The organism is Serratia sp. DD3 (assembly GCF_000496755.2).
Map to the genome: position 1 here is coordinate 32,212 of NZ_AYKS02000071.1, position 18,982 is coordinate 51,193.

16 protein-coding genes and 2 pseudogenes are annotated in these 18,982 nt (G+C 48.4%); 8 read left to right on the forward strand and 10 right to left on the reverse strand.

Features of this window, described 5'->3' with window-relative positions:
- The 5 genes from IO95_RS12595 to IO95_RS12615 form a co-directional block, all read right to left on the reverse strand.
- A complete protein-coding gene (locus IO95_RS12595) occupies nt 1-1,755 on the reverse strand; it encodes a bifunctional alpha/beta hydrolase/class I SAM-dependent methyltransferase (RefSeq protein ID WP_037384872.1) in 1,755 nt (584 codons plus the stop codon).
- Complete coding sequence (locus IO95_RS12600) at nt 1,748-2,389, reverse strand: 1-acyl-sn-glycerol-3-phosphate acyltransferase (RefSeq protein WP_023491146.1); 642 nt, start codon at nt 2,387-2,389, stop codon at nt 1,748-1,750. The genes IO95_RS12595 and IO95_RS12600 overlap by 8 nt, the downstream gene beginning before the upstream one ends.
- Before the next feature lie 4 nt (nt 2,390-2,393).
- Nucleotides 2,394-3,308, reverse strand: coding sequence for a phosphatidate cytidylyltransferase (locus tag IO95_RS12605; RefSeq protein ID WP_023491147.1), 915 nt, complete (start codon nt 3,306-3,308; stop codon nt 2,394-2,396).
- Entirely contained in the window at nt 3,308-3,910 is a 603-nt protein-coding gene (locus IO95_RS12610) for a CDP-alcohol phosphatidyltransferase family protein (protein WP_023491148.1), read from the reverse strand. Before IO95_RS12610 ends, IO95_RS12605 begins: the two co-directional genes overlap by 1 nt.
- A gap of 240 nt (nt 3,911-4,150) precedes the next feature.
- Nucleotides 4,151-4,912, reverse strand: a complete 762-nt coding sequence (locus tag IO95_RS12615) for an IS5 family transposase (protein ID WP_037384869.1) — start codon at nt 4,910-4,912, stop codon at nt 4,151-4,153.
- A gap of 133 nt (nt 4,913-5,045) precedes the next feature.
- Between IO95_RS12615 and IO95_RS12620 the strand changes: the two are divergent.
- The 3 genes and pseudogenes from IO95_RS12620 (at nt 5,046) to dld (ending at nt 8,277) form a co-directional block, all read left to right on the forward strand.
- Nucleotides 5,046-5,876, forward strand: a pseudogene (locus IO95_RS12620) (IS982 family transposase).
- A 332-nt stretch (nt 5,877-6,208) separates the two neighbouring features.
- Nucleotides 6,209-6,382, forward strand: coding sequence for a hypothetical protein (locus IO95_RS25620; RefSeq protein ID WP_160165614.1), 174 nt, complete (start codon nt 6,209-6,211; stop codon nt 6,380-6,382).
- A 200-nt stretch (nt 6,383-6,582) separates the two neighbouring features.
- Nucleotides 6,583-8,277: a D-lactate dehydrogenase gene (gene dld, locus IO95_RS12625; RefSeq protein WP_037384866.1), complete on the forward strand. Its 1,695-nt coding sequence runs from the start codon at nt 6,583-6,585 to the stop codon at nt 8,275-8,277.
- 188 nt (nt 8,278-8,465) lie between these two features.
- On the opposite strand, the pseudogene IO95_RS12630 reads toward dld, so the two are convergent.
- Nucleotides 8,466-9,563: pseudogene (locus tag IO95_RS12630) on the reverse strand (ISAs1 family transposase).
- A 303-nt stretch (nt 9,564-9,866) separates the two neighbouring features.
- On the opposite strand from IO95_RS12630, the gene pstS reads away from it, so the two are divergent.
- The 5 genes from pstS to phoU all read left to right on the forward strand — a co-directional run bounded on the left by pstS (nt 9,867) and on the right by phoU (nt 14,403).
- Nucleotides 9,867-10,907, forward strand: a complete 1,041-nt coding sequence (gene pstS / locus IO95_RS12635; RefSeq protein WP_023490509.1) for a phosphate ABC transporter substrate-binding protein PstS — start codon at nt 9,867-9,869, stop codon at nt 10,905-10,907.
- A gap of 88 nt (nt 10,908-10,995) precedes the next feature.
- The gene (gene pstC, locus IO95_RS12640; RefSeq protein ID WP_023490510.1) at nt 10,996-11,952 is read left to right on the forward strand and encodes a phosphate ABC transporter permease PstC; all 957 of its coding nucleotides are present in this window, start codon (nt 10,996-10,998) and stop codon (nt 11,950-11,952) included.
- Nucleotides 11,953-11,959: 7 nt separating this feature from the next.
- Entirely contained in the window at nt 11,960-12,835 is an 876-nt protein-coding gene (pstA, locus tag IO95_RS12645) for a phosphate ABC transporter permease PstA (protein WP_037385002.1), read from the forward strand.
- Between the two features lie 53 nt (nt 12,836-12,888).
- Nucleotides 12,889-13,659 (forward strand): phosphate ABC transporter ATP-binding protein PstB, encoded by a 771-nt coding sequence (pstB, locus tag IO95_RS12650; protein WP_369794340.1) that lies wholly within the window; start codon nt 12,889-12,891, stop codon nt 13,657-13,659.
- A 12-nt stretch (nt 13,660-13,671) separates the two neighbouring features.
- On the forward strand, nt 13,672-14,403 hold the full coding sequence (phoU, locus tag IO95_RS12655; RefSeq protein WP_023491302.1) for a phosphate signaling complex protein PhoU: 732 nt from the start codon (nt 13,672-13,674) through the stop codon (nt 14,401-14,403).
- Between the two features lie 80 nt (nt 14,404-14,483).
- On the opposite strand, the gene IO95_RS12660 is transcribed toward phoU, so the two are convergent.
- The 4 genes from IO95_RS12660 to IO95_RS12675 are packed head-to-tail and all read right to left on the reverse strand — an operon-like array spanning nt 14,484 to nt 18,876.
- The gene (locus IO95_RS12660; RefSeq protein ID WP_023491300.1) at nt 14,484-15,929 is read right to left on the reverse strand and encodes an NAD-dependent succinate-semialdehyde dehydrogenase; all 1,446 of its coding nucleotides are present in this window, start codon (nt 15,927-15,929) and stop codon (nt 14,484-14,486) included.
- Nucleotides 15,926-16,972: an aldo/keto reductase gene (locus tag IO95_RS12665; RefSeq protein ID WP_023491298.1), complete on the reverse strand. Its 1,047-nt coding sequence runs from the start codon at nt 16,970-16,972 to the stop codon at nt 15,926-15,928. The genes IO95_RS12660 and IO95_RS12665 overlap by 4 nt, the downstream gene beginning before the upstream one ends.
- 10 nt (nt 16,973-16,982) lie before the next feature.
- Nucleotides 16,983-17,486, reverse strand: a complete 504-nt coding sequence (gene fae / locus IO95_RS12670; RefSeq protein ID WP_023491297.1) for a formaldehyde-activating enzyme — start codon at nt 17,484-17,486, stop codon at nt 16,983-16,985.
- 28 nt (nt 17,487-17,514) lie between these two features.
- Entirely contained in the window at nt 17,515-18,876 is a 1,362-nt protein-coding gene (locus IO95_RS12675; RefSeq protein ID WP_023491296.1) for an MFS transporter, read from the reverse strand.
- Nucleotides 18,877-18,982 lie beyond the last annotated feature (106 nt).

Below are 18,982 nucleotides of genomic sequence, written 5' to 3' on the forward strand. Positions count from 1 at the left end.
TTAGCGACGCACCGCCAGTGAAACAGTAAAAATCCCCCACTGATCAATTAACTGGGCACATTTATCAAAACCGGCTTCTTGCACCAAGGCATCCATTTCCCCTTGGGTACGTACACGCATTACCCACGCCTTACCATCTTTATGGCTGGTGAGGGACCAGGCGATGGTTTTTAACTGCGGATGCCACGGTTGCCCGGTGTAGATCAATATCCCCCCGGGTTCAATGGCCTCTGCCAACCCAGCTAACGAATTACGTACCAGTGTATTTTCAGGAAATAGCTCGTAAAGCCCAGAAACGATACCCAGCGTTGGGCGTGGCGTTAATGCAGCCAGTTCATCGCGGTTAAAAGCGTCACCACGTTCAAAATGGGCCTTATCTTCCATGCCGCGTGAAGCGATCATTTCCTGTCCTTTCTCGACATTCAGTTCACTGTAATCACGCAGGAGAATATGACTGACGAGGGGTTCACTCGCCAACGCATCCAACACATAGCGACCATGCCCGGCGGCAACATCCACTACACGCACTGGCGTCCCTTGTGTGGCCAACTGCGCTACTGCTTGTTGGATAAGTTGCTGCAGATGAAGTTTACGCTGACGGATCCCTTGCCAACCAATGCTATTGAGGTAGTTCTTATCGATTTGCCGACCTAGCCAGTTACTTCCTTGTGGTTGGTTACGATAGACATAATCCAGGGTGCTACCGGAATCAAAACCAGTCTCAAACCCTAACTTCACGCCAGTTGACTGGGTACCCAGCATTTTCATGCCATAACGCATTGCGCGATAAGCCACATCATCGAGAGAATAGGGAACCGGGCCGCCACTGAGCATTCGCCAAGTATCAGCACTTGGGCTCCAGCGGTCTTCATTACTGTAATCGAAGCGTTGCGGTGGCAAGGCGTACAGGGTGTCGATAAAACTGCGCATTTTGTCGAATGCGATGTGGCGATCCCGCTCACCGAGCGTGTCATGATAAAAACCAGGGAGGATGTGCAATTCTTTTAATTGGCTGCGTAACCCCTGGTAGAAATCCAATTGCGGCTTGCGGTGGACAACATGGTCATTGCCGGAAATCAGTAACTGTACTGGTAGGGTAATTGCAGCGGCGTCGCGTACTACGCGTTCCGCAGTACGGTAGAGATCAAGCAATATATTGACGGCGATTGGCCGGGTAACTAAAGGATCATGATCAAAGCTGGCTACCCGCTCGGGGTCGTGTGTCAGGTATTTGCCTTTGACGTAAGAGTTGACGAAAAACAACCCGCGCAAACGGTGCAAAAGTGCCAGCCCGCTACGTGCAAACGGTACATACAACTTAACCTTAAACGCGGGTGATGCCAGCACCAAGCCGCGAATGGCTGGCGCATAGTCGTGTACCCAGGTCGCAGCCAGTACCGCCCCAACGCTTTGTGCTACCACGGTAATATTCTCCAGGGGCACATTATTTTCGGTAGCAACAAAGCGAACAAATTCATCCATATCCTGTACTGAGCGGGTCAGCGATGGGCTGTAACCGCGTTGACCTGGCGAACGCCCATGTCCCCGTGCATCCCAAGCATAGAATGCGCTATCCGGCATAGCTAATTCATCAACAATGTGTTGCATACGCCCAGAGTGCTCATGGCCGCGATGGAACAAAACGATGATTTTATTTATTTCGCCGTTTTCCTGCGCTGGCCAGTGGCGATAAAACAGTTCAGTCTGGTCGCTGGTCAGAAAACACTTTTCGTCTGGCGTACGGGTATTAATCATGGGATTCATTTCCTTGAGTCTCCTGCCGGAGTTGTAATAAACGCTGTAATAGCGCTTCCTTAAACTGGCTCTTATCCGGGTGAGAGTACAGTGGCTCACCTACATTGACATCAATAAACAACGGCAAAGGAATGCGGTTGCCTTTTGCCATAACCTGTTCTGTCCCTTTCAGCCAGATGGGGATAATCGGTACCTCCGGCAGACTTTGGCTAAGATGCCACAGCCCTGATTTTAGTGGTGCCAATTTTCCTGGTTCACCACGGCTACCTTCAGGAAACAAGATCAGAATCTTATTGTCGCGTAATGCTTGTTCACAAAGTGCCAGTGGATTGGTTTCCCCTCCTTGGCGCGAGACCGGGATAATATTGAGAATATTAAGCGTAAACCACGCCAACCAGCGGTTACGCAGAAAATAGTCTGCAGCGGCCACCGGGTGGACATTGTGTTGTTGATGAATTGAGAACAGTGATAACAGCGTAAACGCATCCATATGGCTGTTATGATTTGCCACGATAATCGCCGGCCCTTGTTTGGGCAGTCGTTGTGGGTGTTTTACTCGTAGCCCAAGCCATAACCAAATTACCGGCCAGACGATACAGAGTGAAAATAGTGTTTTGAGAAGTTTTTTCACCATAATGTCAGTAATAGAAGTAACGAATAAAGTGGAAGAAAACCGGGGCGGTGAAGATCAGGGAGTCCAAGCGGTCAAGAATACCGCCATGGCCAGGGAGCAGTGTTCCGCTATCTTTTACACCGATATCGCGTTTGATTGCTGACATCACAATATCACCGCAGAACCCCGTCACACCAATAATCAACCCGGCCAGCAGCGCCATATTCCAGCTTAATGGGGTGAGTAGCGGGCCAAGCAATACCGCCGCCAACGTGGTGCTGGCGATGCCACCGAGCAAGCCAGCCAGGGTTTTATTTGGGCTGACTTTCGGCGTGACTTTAATCCGCCCCAGAGATTTGCCCCACAGATACTGTGTAATGTCGTTAAATTCTGTCAGACCGACCAGAAATAGCACCAAAAGGGCCCCTGTTTGCTGGCCATTGGCAGGGAGAACCAGCAAAAAGGCCACATGACTGAAGGCAAAGACCGTAGTCATCAGGCCCCAGTGTAACTGCGACACACTGCTTAGAAAGCTATGCGTATCGCCAGAAATCACCATGCGAGCGGGAAGGAATAAAAAGACATAGACCGGAATAAACACAATGAACATGCCATACCAGTTAGCGCCAATCAGCCAATAGTTGATGGGAATGGCGATAAACATCCACAATATGGGCATCCGGTCAGAATATCGGGAGGGAATCAGGGTCAAATATTCCTTCAACGCTATAAAACTGACCAGCGCGAAAAAAGTCAATGCCAGCCAGTGGGGGCTGATCATCGCCAGGGAAAACAAGATGATAATGACCCACCAGGTACGGATGCGCAGCGTTAATTCACGCCAGTTTTTCTCTGGGCGCAACCAGACCAACAGCCCATTAATGAGGGTAGCGATCAGTAACAGGGCAAAAATAACGGCCAGGGATTTTTCCAGCAACATTATTGCGGCTCCTCTACCAAGGCGCTACGGCAGCGATTGATGACCGTCCAGACCAGTAATAACGTTGCTATGCCCCACACCAGATTGTTCCAGCTAACCAGTTGCGGCCAGATAGCCAGCACCAAACCCCAGGAACCAAACATCAACGCCCGGTCACTTTTACCCAGTGGCCCAGCATAGTTACGTGTCCCGTTAATGGTTTGTACCAGAATTCCACAAAATTCGGTTAACACCATGATGAATAACATCACCAGTACCAGCGGTGCGTTACTGTTTGCGAGAAAGATAAAAGGCAGATATAAGGCAACATCAGAAAGGACATCACCTATTTCATTCAGTATCGCCCCGAGGCGGCTTTTCTGGTTGCACTCCCGGGCTAACATGCCATCCAGTGCATTGAGCGCCATACGGATAAATAACACAATCGGAAGCAGATAAAACAGACCAGGTTGCGGAAATAGCATCAGTATTCCGCCAACCAGAAATGAGAGCACCATCGCGGCCAGTGTGACCTGGTTGGCTGTTACATGATGTTTTTCCAGACAATACATTATTGGACGTAACAAGGCCTGAAAGGCAGGCTTAATCCTATAGAGTGTCATTATCATTCCCTGGTATTGATACCCTTCATACTACTTGGGTGTTGGCTATAGTTACACGCCTCATTCAGGAGGCTTGTGCCCGTATCAGGGCAACTGAAAACAGCGTTCAAGTCTGCTTCAGGCGGACTTGAACGCACCAGTCACATAGTTATCTATCACATGGTTATCTATACTCTTTTTATCTTAAAACAGGGGAAATATGAAGTTAATTAGGGCTTGTTGATCTTTGCTGTTCATCATTCAGCCAACCCACATTGGCAGCCACATGAGGCAACAAGCCAAAGCTACTGTACTTGCGTAATTTCGGGCTAACTTATCGTATCTTGTGGCTACTGAGCGGTAATGCTTTAACCTGGCAAAGGCATTCTCTACAAGGTGGCGATATTTGTACAAACACCAGTCAATATCGCCATTCCCAATCTTTGAGTTCCGTTTGCGGGGTATGGTCGGTATTCCCCTTTTCTGCCGAACCTGCTCACGGATTTTCTCACTGTCATACCCCCGATCTGCAATAACATGCTCTGCATCTGGCAACCTATCAAGTAATTCCGGAGTAGCTTTACTGTCATGAACTTCACCGCCCGTGACAATGAAATCTATCGGTAAGCCACAACTATCAACAGCCATATGGATTTTCGTCGTGTTGCCACCACGGCTTTTTCCTATAGACTCTTTGCCCTCAGAGCAAGCGCCTGTCGCATGTTGATGGGCTTTAACAATGCTACCTTCTATAAATTCCCATTCTAAATCAGCCAATTGCCTAAGCTCGACAAAGAGTTGCATAAGAATGCCTTTCTTTGACCACAAGTTAAACCGCCGGTAGATGGCACTCCAATGTCCAAAAGCGGCTGGAACATCACGCCAAGGGCAGCCAACCCGCATTTGATACAAAATCCCTTCTAAAGTATTTCTATGTTCTGGCTTGTCATAGACGCGACCCGTTCTCAGCATTAAGCGGATTAGCTTTGACCAGTATTCATCTGTTAATATCGTTCTTGGCATGTTGGGCTGTCGTGGTTAGTTTTTGGCGAAAGTAATTATACCAGTCCTTCATGCCGCCTAATAATCCACCACGAAAGATCAACAGCCCCTAGTAGAACTCTTCTGTGATGTCGATGATTTTTGCAGGGTCTTCATCCCATTATGGGAACAGCAGTGCCTGGAGAACGGTAGTCGCAAACGGCGGCGTTCTTCCCGCATGAGTCCCAGCGAGATAATGACCATCCTTATTGCTTTTCATATGTCAAACCACAGGAATTTCAAGAGTTTTTATCTGGGGATCATTTGAATGTACCACCGTCAGGATTTTCCGGAACTCCTCAGTTACACCCGCTTTTTAGGCGTCATGTCATCGGTCATGGTGCCCTTATGTAGCTATTTTACATCGATTAAAGGACAACCGACGGGGATTGAATTTATCGACTCGACCAGCATCAAGGTTTGTCACAACATTCGTATCCCACGCAATAAGGTCTTCGATGGAGTAGCCAAACGGGGAAAAGGGACGATGGGTTGGTTTTACGGTTTCAAATTACACATTATTGTCAACTACTTAGGTGAAATGGTGGCCGCCAAGCTGACCACAGCCAACGTTGACGACCGGGTCCCTGTGAAGGAATTGGCGGAAGGCTTAACGGGCCAATTGTATGGAGACAAGGGCTATATTAGCCAGGCTTTGGCGGCAGAATTAGCTTCTGAAGGTGTAAATTTTATCACGGGTGTACGTAACAATATGAAAGCGAAAGCGCAATCCGCGTGGGATAAGGCAATGTTATCAAAGCGCTTTATCATTGAGACTATCAATGACCAACTAAAAAACATCTCACAAATAGAGCATACACGACACAGGAGTTTGCATGGTTTTATGCTGAATATGGTATGCGGACTGGTCGCGTACTGTTTCAAAGAAGATAAGCCATCAATCAAGTTGAGCCATCCCGAAATGATGGTGCTGATGACGGCTTAACCAGATCTCAGGTTAATTATACCAGTCCTTCATGCCGCCTAATAATCCACCACGAAAGATCAACAGCCCCTAGTTTTGGCACAGTTTATGTGTTTGTTTGCTCCTTGGGTTTAAAGCCCGTTCCCCGACTGATAGCTGATCAATTGAGCAACGCATTTGAACCCTGAACAGTTGTCCTGTCCGACCTCATTTCGTATAAGCAATGGGGTAATAATGAGTCTGCCAAATCCACTCTGTGTGGGAATTGATGTGTCTATATCCAAGTTCAATGAAGTTGCAGGTAGGAGGCAAACGAGAGAATCCCGATGATCTTACATGGGTAAGTGATTCGGGTGAACGAGTGTAGTCAACACCGCTGCAGCTTCATTGGCGACGGGTATAAAACCACGCTGGATGTTGCCATCGGTATGGAGATTTCCCTGTTTACTGTCGGTAACAACCTTGATGGTTTCGATGGCATTATGCTGGGGATGATATCGCTTACCGCCTACAATCAATTCGCATGATTTTGGGTATATTTATCATCAAACCAAAATTAATGCTCCAACGCCGAACACCTCACCACTGAGTAATTTGCATGACGCTACGACTCATTAATAATTTTTACCATTTGTTGTTTGTTGTCAGACAACGTAACTTAGACTGGCTTGCTTACATTAATGCAACAAACACTTAAATTTCTATGAACAGGAAGAGGAGTGACATGATGTCATACACAAATCAGGAGTTTATCAATCAGCTAAAAAATATTGTCGGTAGTTCTCAACTGCTCACCAGTGAAAACAGTACCGCTCGTTATCGCAGAGGATTCCGCACCGGCGAGGGCAAAGCTCTGGCAGTGGTATTTCCCAGCGGTTTGTTGCAACTCTGGCAGATTTTACAATTATGTGTTGCTGCCGATACAGTTGTGATTATGCAGGCAGCAAATACCGGCCTGACTGGCGGCTCAACACCGTTTGGCGATGATTATGATCGTGAAGTGGTGGTTATTAATACGCTGCGGCTCGACCATCTGCATCTATTGGATCATGGTAAGCAGGTTGTCTGCTTCCCTGGAAGTACACTTGCCGGGTTGGAAAAAAAACTCAAGCCTTACGATCGCGAACCTCATTCTGTGATCGGATCTTCATGCATCGGTGCTTCGGTGGTGGGTGGTATCTGTAACAGTTCAGGAGGTTCGTTAGTAAAACGTGGCCCAGCCTATACTGAAATGGCGTTGTACGCCAAGTTAGGCGCTGATGGTCAACTGCAGTTAGTCAATGAGTTAGGGATTAAACTAGGCAATACGCCGGAAGAAATCCTTACTCGATTAGAACAACAGAATTACCAACCAGAAGATATAGAGTATGGCACGCTAAGAGCGTCAGACAATGAATATGTTAGTCGGGTACGTGATGTTGATGCAGATACGCCTTCTCGTTTTAATGCAGACAAACGCCGTTTATATGGCGCCTCTGGTTGTGCTGGCAAACTGGCGGTATTTGCTGTGCGCTTAGATACTTTCGCCAAAGAGGGTATTGAACAGGTGTTCTATATCGGCACCAACAATACGGCGGTGTTCACCGAATTGCGGCGCCATATACTCAGTAAATTTGAAAACCTGCCAGTAGCGGGTGAGTATATGCACCGCGACATTTTTGATGTTGCTGAGCGTTATGGCAAAGATACATTTATGATGATAGATAAGTTTGGCACCGAACAGATGCCTCGTTTCTTTACCCTGAAAGGGCGTATGGATACCTATCTGAATAAAGTGCCATTTCTGCCCCGTAATCTTGTCGACCGCATGATGCAGAAAATAAGTGGTTTATCCCCCAACCATTTGCCAATAAGCCTAAAAGAGTACCGCGAACGCTTCGAACATCATCTTATGCTCAAAATGTCAGGCCCAGGGGTAGCAGAAGCACAGAATTATCTACAGCATTACTTTACCCAGGCTGACGGTGACTTCTTTGTTTGCACCGAAGAAGAAGGCAAAAAAGCATTTTTGCATCGCTTTGCTGCAGCGGGGGCTGCCGTGCGCTACCAGGCGGTGCATGCCGATCAGGTACAGGAGATTTTGGCGCTGGATATCGCGTTACGTCGCAACGATTCCGAATGGTTTGAAACCTTGCCACCAGAGATCGACAACAAGCTCCTTAAGAAACTATATTGCGGCCACTTTATGTGTCACGTTTTTCATAATGATTACCTGGTGAAAAAAGGAGTAGACAGCAAGGCATTAAAAGAAGAAATGTTGGCGCTCATTGACCAAAGAGGTGCGGAGTATCCTGCCGAGCACAATGTCGGGCATATGTATCAGGCCAAAGCCGATTTGCAAGTATTTTACCAAGAAGCCGATCCGACCAACAGTTTTAACCCTGGTATTGGTAAAACCAGTAAACAGAAATATTGGGGATAAAAACAAGATACTGTTCCATTACAGGAAAAGGGTTAAGTAGCAATGAATTGATTTTTAAGCAGTTCAAGGATGAACTGCTCTACTGGGAATATTCCTGGTGGCCAGACGACATGACTGCAGCTTGAATATCGACGTGTACAGAACTTGAGTGAGGATCGGTCAGGGCGGGAGCATACTTTGCTTGTTATTTAACCAAAGAATAACTGAGCCCGATAATTGTCATCCCAACCTGCCTTTTTTAGCTTGTTTCTCTGACTCGGCGCACCACAATTGCTCTACTTTATGATATTCAGAACAAACCGCCGGAATAGCGCCATATTCTCGACCGCATCCTCCATCGCTATTCTGGAGGCATCTTCATTGAACACCACATCAAGAATGTAATGCTGGCTGTTCTCGATCCGCCAGTGTTGACGAATATAGTGCCCGAGCAGCTTGTGTTTGGGGGATAACGAGCTGACATAGTAGGCGGTCTCTACCGTTCCTTTTCCGTTGGCGCTGCGGTGACGCTCAACGGCGATGATGCTGCGGATTGTCGGCCATTTCTCCGCCAGCTCGGGCGGTAATTTTGATTTTAATTGAAAGACATAGCGCTCTTCTTGGCGGCCATGACCATTCTCTTTGTGCTCGACGATTATCTTCTCTTTCTGTGCGTCAAAGAGTGCCTGAAATTGCGATTGAACGGCTTGATACAGCTTCGGTTGGTTCTTCTTTACCTGAACCACCACATGTGCCTTCTTCTCGCTGATTTTCTCCAGCGTCTCACGCTGACAATGCAAGGCATCAAGCGTCACAACGGCGCCTTTAAGCTCAAGAATTTCCAGCATTTCTTTGACCGTTTCGAGTTCCCCTTTCTTATTTGGGGTTGTTTTCTGGCTTAAAACCAAACCATTTTCGGTATCGTAGGCTGTGACCAGTTGCAGAGCTTCGGCGGCATTTCCGCGGTAGGAACCGCGCAACACCTTGCCGTCAAAGGCAATGATGGGTTTGCCCTGATGGGTGCGCTGTTCATTGACCCAGCAAAGCAACGCTTCAAGCAGGGTATCGATGACAATGCAGCGCAAAATGCGGGCAATGGTGTGACGGCGCGGGATGCCGTTGGCAAAAGGTCGATACTGACGGAGCCAATCGGCCTTTGAATTGCCATAGGTCTCTATGTCCCGCCAGCCTTCGGCACCACTCATGATGGCGCTGATGACAAGAAACATGACGTCAACAAGGTCATGTTTACGATTGATGTCAGAGCGGGTTTCTTCAACAAGGGTAAGGTGTTCAATCAACGTCATCGAGCGTGCCTCCTATATGGAGACGTGATTAGATCACAGACGATCTGCCCGTTCAAGCTTCATTAACAAAGTGCGATCCCGCCCTGGAGGATCGGTAGGGTTTTACTCAGCTGATATTTTGCATGATGTTTTTTAATATATTGATAATAAAACAAAAAACAAAAAATCCAATCATTGTCATATAACTGTAATATTTTATACATTTTACTGTCATGAAACTGTCCTATTTTCCTTCAATCAGCAATACTTTATTTGACTCAAACAGCCCGAAGTCGATTTTTAAATATCCCATTAGGAGGGATCATGAAACTGATGCGTACCACTGTCGCCAGCATTGTCGCAGCGACTATCTCCTTGGTCTCTGTATCTGCATTCGCTGCTGCGAGCTTGACCGGTGCAGGTGCGACATTTCCCGCTCCGGTTTATGCCAAGTGGGCAGATTCTTATCAGAAAGAGACTGGCAATAAAGTTAACTATCAGGGGATTGGTTCCTCTGGTGGTGTGAAGCAAATTATTGCTAACACCGTTGACTTTGGTGCTTCCGATGCTCCTCTGTCTGACGATAAGCTGGCTGCCGATGGCCTGTTTCAGTTCCCAACCGTGATTGGCGGTGTGGTACTGGCTGTCAACATCCCAGGCATCAAATCCGGTGAACTGACTCTCGATGGTCAAACCCTGGGTGATATCTACTTGGGTAATATCACAAAATGGAATGACCCAGCGATCACTAAACTGAACCCAGGCGTTAAGTTGCCAGATCAGAATATTGCCGTGGTACGCCGTGCAGACGGTTCTGGTACTTCTTTCGTCTTCACCAGCTATCTGTCTAAGGTTAATCCTCAGTGGAAAGAGAAAGTGGGTACCGGTTCAACGGTTAAGTGGCCAACCGGTTTAGGTGGTAAGGGCAATGACGGTATTGCTGCATTTGTCCAACGTTTACCTGGTTCTATCGGTTATGTAGAATACGCTTATGCCAAACAGAATAATCTGGCCTACACTAAATTAGTCTCTGCTGATGGTGAGCCAGTGAGCCCAACCAAAGAGAGCTTTAGCGCTGCAGCCAAAGGTGCCGACTGGAGTAAAACCTTCGCTCAGGACTTGACCAACCAAAAAGGTAATAATGCTTGGCCAATTACTTCCACTACCTTTATTCTGATGCACAAAGAGCAGAAGAAACCAGAGCAAGGTACAGAAGTACTGAAGTTCTTTGATTGGGCCTATAACCAGGGTGCTAAACAGGCTCTTGAACTGGACTACGCTATACTGCCAGATGAGGTAGTTGAGCAAGTCCGTGCAGCTTGGAAGACCAATATCAAAGACAGTTCTGGTAAAGCATTATTCTAAAAACACAAGAGGTGTGGTATACACCTTGCCTGATGTGTCGGGGCTCAGTAAGCTGAGCCCTTTAAGCTTTATAACAGAAGAGTAATCTATGGCTGGGCCTAAACCGACCATTAAAGCACCGAGTAAAAACGGTGACATTATCTTCAGCGCGCTGGTTAGACTGGCCGCGCTGATTACCTTATTGCTGCTGGGCGGCATTATTGTTTCGCTGATTATTGCCTCCTGGCCAAGTATGCAGGCGTTTGGTTTCGCTTTTCTGTGGACCAAAGAGTGGGATGCACCCGCTGAGCAGTTCGGTGCCTTAGTCCCTATTTACGGGACGTTAGTCACCTCTCTGATTGCCTTGATCATTGCGGTCCCGGTCAGTTTTGGTATTGCGCTGTTCCTGACGGAACTCGCCCCTAATTGGCTTAAGCGCCCGTTAGGTATCGCCATTGAACTGTTAGCGGCGATCCCAAGTATTGTTTACGGTATGTGGGGTCTGTTCGTGTTTGCTCCACTGTTCGCCCAATATTTCCAGACTCCGGTGGGCAATGTCCTTTCTGGTATTCCGATTGTTGGTGAATTATTTTCTGGCCCGGCTTTCGGTATCGGTATTCTGGCTGCCGGGGTGATCCTGGCTATTATGATTATTCCTTACATTGCCGCAGTTATGCGTGATGTATTCGAACAAACCCCGGTAATGATGAAAGAGTCCGCCTACGGTATTGGTTGTACTACCTGGGAAGTGATTTCGCGTATTGTCTTACCGTTTACTAAAAATGGGGTGATTGGCGGTATTATGCTGGGTCTGGGGCGAGCTTTGGGGGAAACCATGGCAGTCACCTTCATTATCGGTAACACCTACCAACTCGACAGTTTCTCACTGTTTATGCCTGGCAACAGTATTACCTCAGCATTGGCCAATGAATTCGCTGAAGCGGAGTCGGGGCTGCACACCTCAGCATTAATGCAACTGGGGCTGATCCTGTTTGTTATCACTTTTATCGTCCTTGCGCTGTCAAAACTGATGGTTATGCGCTTGGCTAAAAATGAGGGGCGTTAAAGTGACCATGTTGGATTCTGTAGAGCTGGCGGAAAGCCGCCGTAAAATGCAGGCTTGGCGCCGCCAGAAAAACCGCATTGCACTGTTCTTGTCACTGGCGACGATGGCCTTTGGTCTGTTCTGGTTGGTGTGGATTCTGTTTTCTACCATTACCAAGGGCATCGATGGTATGTCGCTGGCGTTATTCACCGAAATGACGCCACCACCCAATACGGCCGGCGGCGGTTTGGCTAACGCCATTGCCGGTAGTGGTTTGCTGATTCTGTGGGCGACCGTCTTCGGTACACCGTTGGGCATCATGGCAGGCGTTTATCTGGCGGAATATGGCCGTAAATCCTGGTTGGCTGAGGTGATCCGCTTTATTAACGATATTTTGCTGTCTGCGCCGTCAATCGTGGTGGGGTTGTTTGTTTACACCGTGGTGGTGGCTAAAATGGAGCACTTCTCTGGATGGGCGGGGATTATTGCCTTGGCTTTGCTGCAGATCCCGATTGTGATCCGCACCACCGAGAACATGCTCAGACTGGTGCCCGATACGTTGCGTGAGGCCGCTCATGCACTGGGAACACCCAAATGGCGTATTATTTCTGCCATTACCTTGAAAGCTTCTATCTCCGGTATCATTACCGGTGTATTACTGGCTATAGCACGTATTGCAGGTGAAACAGCGCCATTGCTGTTTACCTCGCTGTCAAATCAGTTCTGGAATACCGACCTGATGCAGCCGATTGCCAACCTGCCAGTGACCATCTTCAAGTTTGCCATGAGCCCGTTTGCCGAATGGCAGCAATTGGCTTGGGCAGGCGTATTGTTGATCACCCTGTGCGTACTGTTACTGAATATCCTGGCGCGTGTGATTTTTGCCAAGAAAAAGCATTCATAAAAATTTAAGCGCCGTTGGTTCGGCGCGGTGAAAAGAGAGAAGTCTTGATGAGTATGGTTACTGACGCTCCCAGCAGCAAAATTCAGGTACGCGATCTGAACTTTTACTATGGCAAATTCCATGCGCTGAAAAACATCACCCTGGATATTGCCGAGAATAAGGTAACGGCCTTTATCGGCCCATCGGGTTGCGGTAAATCAACGTTGTTACGTACTTTCAACAAGATGTATCAGCTATATCCAGAGCAACATGCCGAAGGCGATATTATATTGGATGGGCAAAATATTCTGACGGATAACCAGGATATCGCCTTACTGCGTGCCAAGGTGGGCATGGTGTTTCAAAAGCCAACACCGTTCCCGATGTCGATTTATGACAATATTGCTTTCGGTGTACGTCTGTTTGAAAAGCTGTCCCGTGCAGATATGGATGAGCGTGTTCAGTGGGCGCTGACCAAGGCGGCACTGTGGAATGAAACCAAGGATAAGTTGCACCAGAGCGGTTATAGCTTGTCTGGTGGTCAACAGCAGCGTTTGTGTATTGCGCGTGGTATTGCCATTCGGCCAGAAGTGTTATTGCTGGATGAGCCGTGTTCGGCACTTGACCCTATTTCAACTGGTAAAATTGAAGAGTTAATCAGTGAACTGAAGTCTGAGTATACCGTGGTTATTGTGACCCATAATATGCAGCAGGCGGCACGTTGTTCTGACTCCACCGCATTTATGTATCTGGGGGAGTTGATCGAGTTCAGTGATACTGACACCTTGTTTACTGCACCGCAGAAAAAGCAGACTGAAGATTACATTACTGGCCGTTATGGTTGATAAGGGTGCATCATGGACAATCTGAATTTAAACAAACATATTTCTGGCCAGTTCAACGCAGAGCTTGAGTATATCCGCACCCAGGTGTTGACGATGGGTGGGCTGGTTGAACAGCAACTGAGTGATGCTATCACGGCGATGCATAACCAGGATGGTGAGCTGGCTAAACGGGTGATCGAGGGTGATGCCAAGGTCAATATGATGGAAGTAGCCATTGATGAAGCCTGTGTGCGTATCATTGCCAAGCGCCAGCCAACCGCCAGCGATTTACGCTTGGTGATGGCGATTATCAAGACCATTTCTGAACTGGAACGTATCGGTGACGTTGCAGATAAAATCTGCCGTACGGCACTGGAGAAATTTTCTCACCAGCATCAACCGCTGTTGGTCAGCCTGGAGTCTTTGGGGCGCCATACCGTTCAGATGCTGCATGATGTGCTGGATGCCTTTGCGCGTATGGATCTGGATGAAGCGATCCGTATTTACCGTGAAGACAAGAAGGTCGATCAGGAGTATGAGGGTATCGTGCGCCAGTTGATGACCTACATGATGGAAGATTCGCGTACCATTCCCAGTGTATTGACGGCGTTATTCTGTGCCCGTTCTATCGAACGTATCGGTGATCGTTGCCAGAACATTTGTGAATTTATCTTCTATTTCGTCAAGGGCCAGGATTTCCGCCATATCGGTGGGGATGCACTGGACAAATTACTGGCAGAAAGTAAAGGCGAGAAAAAAGAGTAATTTTATTAAAAAATTACTGTTAATGGCGCTGGAAACAGCGCCTTTCTTTTGTTTATCGAATTCACAACAGTTTATCGAATTTACAGCAGTTGGCCGATATTGACGTATTTGGTTTCCTGATATTCATCCAGGCCGATATCCGCCCCTTCGCGCCCCAGGCCTGACTCTTTCACCCCACCAAAAGGGGCGACCTCAGTAGAAATAATCCCTTCATTAATACCTACCATGCCGCTTTCCAATGCTTTGGTAACACGCAAGGCGCGCGCCAAATCACGGGTATACAGATAAGCCGCTAACCCAAAGGGGGTTGCGTTAGCTCGGGTGATGACTTCATCCTCATCGGTAAAGCGGAAACAGGCAGCCAGCGGGCCAAAGGTCTCTTCCTGCGCTAACCGCATCTGCTCTGTGGCGTTAGCCAACACCGTAGGTTGGAAGAATGATCCCCCTAAGTCGGCGCGCTTACCGCCGCACATCAGCTTCGCACCTAACTTCAGGGCGTCCTGTAGGTGTGCCTCCACTTTTTCTACTGCTTTGATATGGATTAGCGGCCCTTGTTGTGCTCCTGGCGTCATACCTGAAGCAACCTTTAACGCTTTTGCGGCATCCGTCAGTTTCTGGACAAAGCGGTCATAAATACCGTCCTGAATGTAGAAACGGTTAACACATATGCAAGTCTGCCCGCTGTTGCGGAATTTGGCGGCCATTGCGCCGGCAATGGCTACATCAAGATCGGCATCATCAAACACGATAAAAGGTGCATTACCGCCCAGTTCCAGAGACAGCTTTTTCACTGTATCTGCTGCTTGGCGCATTAATAACTTACCCACCGGCGTTGAACCAGTGAAAGAAATTTTACGCACTAGCGGGCTCGCCATCAGTGTTTCACCAATGGCGACGGTATCGCCGGAAACCGCATTAATCACCCCGGCTGGAACCCCGGCTTGTTGGGCTAATACAATCAACGCGAAAGCGCTGAGCGGAGTTTCATTGGCTGGCTTAATCACCGCAGTACAACCAGCCGCCAGTGCCGGGCCCAATTTGCGTGTCAGCATGGCTAATGGAAAGTTCCATGGCGTAATGGCCGCAATAACACCCACCGGCTCTTTAAAGGTGAGGATCTGATTGCCATTTTTGGTTGCCGGGATGGTTTTGCCATAGGCACGTTTAGCCTCTTCGGAAAACCATTCAATAAAGCTGGCGGCGTAAGCCACTTCGCCGATGGCTTCGCTGAGGACTTTACCTTGTTCGGTCACCATCAACTCAGCCAGTGCTTGTTGATGCTGCATGATCAACTGGAACCAGCGTCGCAAAATTTCTGACCGTGCTTTGGCGGTTTGAGCACGCCAGGCCGGTAGCGCCGCCGCTGCTGCGGCAATGGCAGCTTCAGTTTCTGCACGGCCAGCCAGGGCAACATCAGCAATTTTTTCACCACTGGCGGGATTATCGACGGGATACGTTTGTGGGGTCGTTTGCCACTGGCCATTGCAATACCAACCGGTACGCAGTAAGGAGGCATAAGCTGTCATGCAATATTCCTTGTTTCTAGGTTATCCACTGCAAAAAAACCGCGTGCTGGGCGGCTGTCACGCAGAATACGCTTGCCCGCGGTGTAGTCATTAATGACATCGCAAGGGGTGTAATTACGCTCCAGCTCATGCTGTTCTTCGTCATTGAGCTGGGTATCTAGTGCGGCAATGGCACTGTTGATCTGTTGTATCGAGTCGGCACCAACTAACATACAATCTACACCTGGGTGGTTAAGTACCCAGGCTTGAGCGACCTGTGCTGGTGGTATACCTCGTTGCTCAGCCACCCGGCTAACCGACTGCGCTATGTTAAGCGAAGTCGCATCAGCATACATTTCTTGGGTAAAAAAATCGGTCTTGTTGCGCACAGAGTTGAAATCGCAACTTAATAGCCCGCGAGCCAATGGGCTGAAGACTGAAATACCCAACCCCTGATCACGGCAAAACGGTATCATTTCACGCTCTTCCTCACGGTAAGCACAGTTGAGTTGCAGTTGCATATTAATGGGTTTGGTATAGCCATTACGCTCGCAATACCATAGGATTTTGGCTAACTGCCAGGTATACATGGTCGATACCCCAACATAGCGAGCCTTGCCAGAATGGACGATATCATTCATCGCTGCCCAGGTTTCTTCAATGGGGGTATTCACATCGAAGTAATGCAACATATAGATATCGACGTAATCGGTGCCCAAACGCTGCAAACTGGCATCGATACTGGCCATGATATGTTTACGTGAATGTCCCTGGTTGTTGAACCCCGCGCCAATCGGGTAGCCTACTTTGGTGGTCAGCACCAGTTCATCACGATTGGCAATGCGCTTGATCACCCGGCCCACCACTTCTTCACCCGCACCACTGGAGTAAAAATCCGCTAGATCAATAAAGTTAATCCCGTTTTCCAAAGCATGGCGGATCAGCGGTTCACTTTGTGCCTCATCGAAAATCCACGGTTTCCACTGTTTACTGCCCATATTCATGGTACCCAAGCACAAACGAGAAACTTTCAAACCACATTGACCCAGATTAATGTACTGCATGCTTCCCTCCTCAGGCTTTTGGGGTGTAGAACGGATTGCCCAACTGTGGCAGGGCTTCAGTCAATTGGTGGCGGGTCGGCAGTTTTTCCATTGCCGCCTGAATAGCTTGGGTACAGGCGAGGTAGTTGTTGTGATAGACCTCGTCAATATTGTTGCAACTGGGGTTGACCCAGTTAGCGGTGACAATACACCATTCATCTTCAGCCTCTGCGGGTAGGGTTCCTGACAGTAGTGCTTCAGTCACCGCCTTAGCGATAGCGGCTTGTGAGGCTCCCCAAGTTGAATTGCCGTGTAATTCACCGCTAATTTCCGCTTTATTGACATACAGCGTCATGGGTTTAGCCGGTACGTTAGGTTTAATTACCACCATAAATGGGCAGTGACCCTGGCTGGGGGATGCCAAGCTGGAAGAGAAAGCCTGGCCGACGACACCATTACGCGGTCCGATCATGATATTGATATGCGAGGCATTTACGCCGTTACCTGCAAACCCTTCTCCGATATACATTTCCACTTAAAGATCTCCTGTTTTTAACATAATGTTATTTAGCCACTGTGGCTAACGTGTTCTCTGTTTGAGGTTGCGAGCCCTGGGCGGCATCCACCAGGGTCAGTCCCTTGGTTTCTGGTGCCCAGGCAATGGAAACAACGGCGCCAATCATCAAGATAAAGGCCAGAATGGCGGTAGTCGTCGGCATGCCGAAATGCACGATAGACAGAGGCAACAGGCCTGTGCCAATGGCGGAGCCTAATCGACTCATGGAGGTTGAAAACCCCACGCCCATGGAGCGGACTTCGGTAGGGAAGCTTTCAGCGGGGAAAACGCCTACCAGATTACTGACTGCTGACATGACTAATGTAAAGGCGGCAAAAATGGCGATCAGCCAGGTTGTTTGGCTACCAGGAAGAATACTTAGCATCACCAGGCAGGCTGCGAGGAAGATAAACGAACCAATCAGGAAACCACGGCGTGAGCAAATCACCGTCAGAACAATTCCCAGCAAGGCTCCGACGATCAACAAGCCGTTAAGCAGCAGGTCAGTGGAGAAGTTATTGTCTAGCCCCATCACCTGCAAAATAGAGGGCAAGAAGGTATAGATGGCAAAGTAAGGGATCACCAGACAAACAAAGAACAGGCTGTTGAACGCGGTACGGCGACGGTATTTAGGCCCAAATAGTGACAAAAAGCGTTGTTTTGATATCACGGGGGCTTCATCAATCAACAGGACATGGGGGCCGAAGTATTTATGTACTATCGCCATGGCTTGTTCCCGTTGTCCTTTCCCCATCAACCAGCGCGGTGACTCCGGTGTACCGATACGCATTAACAGAATTAGCAGGGCGGGTATGGCAGAAGAGGAGAGCAACCAGCGCCAGGCATCGGGCCCTAATGCCGTTAGAAAATGGCCAGCAAAGCCCGCGGCAACATAGCCAAAGGTCCAGATCACACTGAATGAACCGAGTAATACACCTCGATGCTTACGGGGGGCGAACTCGGCCAGCATGGTGTGTCCTACTGAAAAATCCCCTCCTAACCCAATGCCTACCATCACTCGTAACAGAAACAGTTGTTCCGGTGTGGTGGCGAAGAACTGCAGGGCAGAGGCCAGCGTGATAACCACAAAGCTGAAACTGAAGATTTTCTGGCGGCCAATATAATCAGAGATCCAGCCGAGGACCAAACTGCCGATAAATAGCCCAATCAGTGCAGAACTACCAAGCAACCCCTCCCAAAAAGGGGTGAGGCCCATTTGTGGTTTGATTTGTGCCAAGGCGAAGCCGATAACACCGAGTACATAGCCATCCGTAAAATGTGCACCAAAGGTTAGCCCGGCGATTTTGATATGGAACCGATTTAACGGCACATCATCCATACGGATGGATTGTTGGGTTAAAGTTTGCATTTACCTGTCCTCCTGTTGGGAACGGTACGGGTATACCGTTGGTCGGTATTGCTAATTGATTTTTCCTACTCCCATGCATTGACCTTTATGAGTGCCAAAGATGAGA

Coding starts and splice junctions, on each gene's coding strand:
- IO95_RS12595 (WP_037384872.1), bottom strand. CDS start 1,755: ATGATTAATACCCGTACGCCAGACGAAAAGTGTTTTCTGACCAGCGAC.
- IO95_RS12600 (WP_023491146.1), bottom strand. CDS start 2,389: ATGGTGAAAAAACTTCTCAAAACACTATTTTCACTCTGTATCGTCTGG.
- IO95_RS12605 (WP_023491147.1), bottom strand. CDS start 3,308: ATGTTGCTGGAAAAATCCCTGGCCGTTATTTTTGCCCTGTTACTGATC.
- IO95_RS12610 (WP_023491148.1), bottom strand. CDS start 3,910: ATGACACTCTATAGGATTAAGCCTGCCTTTCAGGCCTTGTTACGTCCA.
- IO95_RS12615 (WP_037384869.1), bottom strand. CDS start 4,912: ATGCCAAGAACGATATTAACAGATGAATACTGGTCAAAGCTAATCCGC.
- dld (WP_037384866.1), top strand. CDS start 6,583: ATGTCATACACAAATCAGGAGTTTATCAATCAGCTAAAAAATATTGTC.
- pstS (WP_023490509.1), top strand. CDS start 9,867: ATGAAACTGATGCGTACCACTGTCGCCAGCATTGTCGCAGCGACTATC.
- pstC (WP_023490510.1), top strand. CDS start 10,996: ATGGCTGGGCCTAAACCGACCATTAAAGCACCGAGTAAAAACGGTGAC.
- pstA (WP_037385002.1), top strand. CDS start 11,960: ATGTTGGATTCTGTAGAGCTGGCGGAAAGCCGCCGTAAAATGCAGGCT.
- pstB (WP_369794340.1), top strand. CDS start 12,889: ATGGTTACTGACGCTCCCAGCAGCAAAATTCAGGTACGCGATCTGAAC.
- phoU (WP_023491302.1), top strand. CDS start 13,672: ATGGACAATCTGAATTTAAACAAACATATTTCTGGCCAGTTCAACGCA.
- IO95_RS12660 (WP_023491300.1), bottom strand. CDS start 15,929: ATGACAGCTTATGCCTCCTTACTGCGTACCGGTTGGTATTGCAATGGC.
- IO95_RS12665 (WP_023491298.1), bottom strand. CDS start 16,972: ATGCAGTACATTAATCTGGGTCAATGTGGTTTGAAAGTTTCTCGTTTG.
- IO95_RS12675 (WP_023491296.1), bottom strand. CDS start 18,876: ATGCAAACTTTAACCCAACAATCCATCCGTATGGATGATGTGCCGTTA.